Raw genomic sequence first — 2,494 nt, 5'->3', positions numbered from 1 at the left:
AGGACGGGGACCTGGAGGAGGCGCACCGGCTGCTGGAACGCGCGGTGGTCCGCTATCACGCGGTGCTGGGCGACGAGCATCCGTTCACGCTGGCCGCGGCGGCGGACCTGGCCGGGGTGGTCCGGGCCGGTGGCCGGTTCGCGGAGGCCCGCACGATCGACACCGAGGCGCTGGGCGGGCTGCGGCGCAGCGTCGGCGCCGACCATCCGTTCACGCTGAGCTGCGCGAACGGCCTGGCCGCCGACCTGCTGGCCACCGGTGACGCGCAGCAGGCCCGCGAGATCGCCCTGGACACGGTCTCCCGGTCACGGGCGCTGCGCGGAGCTTCGCATCCGGACACGCTGGCCTGCGCGTTCAACGTGGCGCTGGACGCCGGCGACGAGCCGTCGATGCACGCCGCCGTCGAGGAGCTGCAGAAGGCGTACGGCGAGGGCCACCCGTTGCTGGCCCGGGCCCTGGCCGGGGTCCGCCTGGAGACCGAGATCGAGCCCCCGCCGCTGTAAGACCTAGGCGGACAGCGCGGACTGCCTGGTCAGCAGGGATGTCAGGTCGCCGGCCGGCATCGGGCGGGCGAAATGGTAGCCCTGGGCCTGGGCGCAGTCCAGCTCGCGCAGCCGGCTGGCCTGGGTGGCGTCCTCGACGCCCTCGGCGACCGGCGCCAGGTTGAACGTACGGGCGATCTGCAGCACCGCCTCGGCCACCGAAGCGCCGTTGCCCTCCTGCATGGCCTGCACGAACGATTTGTCGATCTTCACCACGTCGACGGGCAGCGTGCCCAGGTGGCTCAGCGACGAGAAGCCGGTGCCGAAGTCGTCCAGCGCGATCCGCACGCCGAGGCTCTTGAGCGCGCCCAGCACCCGGGCCGACTCGATCAGGTCGACCAGCGCGACCGACTCGGTCAGCTCCAGCACCAGCAGCGCCGGCGGCAGGCCGGTGCGCTCCAGCACCGAGCGGACCTCGTCGACCAGCGCGGGATTGCCGAGCTGGCTGGCCGACAGGTTGACGTTGAGCTCGAAGCCGGGCTCCTGCGCCTGCCACAGCGCGGCCTGCCGGCAGGCCTCCTCGAGCACCCAGCCGCCGAGCCGTGGGAGCAGCCCCAGCGTCTCGGCCAGGTCGAGGAAGGCGATCGGGGGCAGCAGCCCGCGTTCGGGGTGGTTCCAGCGGACCAGCGCCTCGACGCCGACCGTACGCTCGCCGTCCAGGTCGACGATCGGCTGGTAGTGCACCTCGAACTCGCCGTCGTCGAGCGCGCGGCGCAGGTCCGCCTCCTCCTGCCGGCGCTGCTCGGCCACAGCGAACTGGGCCGGGTCGAAGCGCCGGGCGACACCCTTGCCCTCGGCCTTGGCCTGGTACAACGCCAGGTCGGCCTCGCGCATCACGTCGTCGACGGCCATGCCGCTGCCCCGGGTCAGGGCGATGCCGGCGCTGGCCGGGATGGTCAGCACGGTGTCGCCGATGACCAGCGGCTGGCTGAGGTCGCGCAGGATCCGGTTGGCCACGGTGTCGGCGATCCGGTCGTCGACCAGGCGCGGGAGCAGCACCACGAACTCGTCGCCGCCGAGGCGGGACACGGTGTCGTTGGTCCGCACGTTCGCGGTGAGCCGTTCCGCCGCGGTACGCAGCAGCTCGTCGCCGGTGGCGTGCCCGTACGTGTCGTTGACCTCCTTGAACCCGTCCAGGTCGAACAGGATCACGGCGGTCATCGTGTCGTCGGCGTCCGCGAGGGCGTCGGTGGCGTGGTCCATGAACAGCTTGCGGTTGCCGAGCTCGGTCAGCGGGTCGCGGAACGCCTGCCGGGCGAGCTGGGCGCGCTGCCGGGTCAGGTCCCGGACCAGGCCCTCGTTGGTGCGCGCGCCGAGGAACTGCCGGACCAGGATGATCGCCGCGACGGCGATGACGAGCCAGCTCAGGCCCGGGCTGATGGTGCCGCTGCGGGCGAGTCCGGCCGCGGCCGTCAGGACGGCGGCGGCCACAGGGGCGTACTGCACCAGCGGCCACCGCTCGGCCAGCACGAGCACGCCCAGGCCGAGGAGCCCGACGGCACCGAGGCCGATGAGCACACCGGCGGCACCGCGCGCCTGTTCGCCGACCATCAGCGGCCACGCGAGCAGCAGCAGCGACGTGAAGATCATGGTGCCGTCGACCACCCGACGCACACGATCCATGGTCTTCCCGGTCCGACCCATGCCTCACCTCCGACAGGAGCCCTCATCGGTGGGCCGGGGGCATACCTGAGCGAACCTCAGGAAGAAAGCCAATCGGCCAGGGCCAGCGGATCGACGGCCGGGTCACCCAGCGTGCGGTGGACGGCGGCGACCACCTCCGGTGTGTCGCGCAGGGCGCCCCCGGCCCCGCTGAGCGCGAGACCGGTCCAGGCCGCGTCGTCCCCCGGGTCCGTGCCGACCCCTTCCCGGTACGCCCGCAGCGCCGCCGCCGCATCCCCGCGCACGTAAGCGAGATCACCGTCGGTCGTATCCGCGGGGGCCGGCTCTCC

The 2,494-nt window shown here is 73.1% G+C and carries 2 protein-coding genes and 1 pseudogene; 1 reads left to right on the top strand and 2 read right to left on the bottom strand.

All coding sequences use genetic code 11. From position 1 onward, the window contains the following. Window positions 1-503: tetratricopeptide repeat protein (locus AB0C29_RS43205; protein WP_360833428.1), on the top strand; the 503-nt coding region annotated here is incomplete at its 5' end. 3 nt (window positions 504-506) lie between these two features. Here AB0C29_RS43205 and AB0C29_RS43200 read toward each other — a convergent pair. Together AB0C29_RS43200 and AB0C29_RS43195 are read right to left on the bottom strand one after the other, a co-directional pair. After that, a complete protein-coding gene (locus AB0C29_RS43200) occupies window positions 507-2,165 on the bottom strand; it encodes a bifunctional diguanylate cyclase/phosphodiesterase (RefSeq protein WP_360833426.1) in 1,659 nt (552 codons plus the stop codon). 77 nt (window positions 2,166-2,242) lie between these two features. After that, window positions 2,243-2,494, bottom strand: a pseudogene (locus AB0C29_RS43195) (hypothetical protein); the annotation flags it as partial.

This window comes from Actinoplanes sp. NPDC048791 (assembly GCF_040650095.1).
Lineage (GTDB): Bacteria > Actinomycetota > Actinomycetes > Mycobacteriales > Micromonosporaceae > Actinoplanes.
This window is presented reverse-complemented; position numbering and strand designations above follow the sequence as displayed.

What these genes read in the sequence shown, in the direction of transcription:
- AB0C29_RS43200 (WP_360833426.1), bottom strand. Translation starts at nt 2,165, where the DNA reads ATGGATCGTGTGCGTCGGGTGGTCGACGGCACCATGATCTTCACGTCG.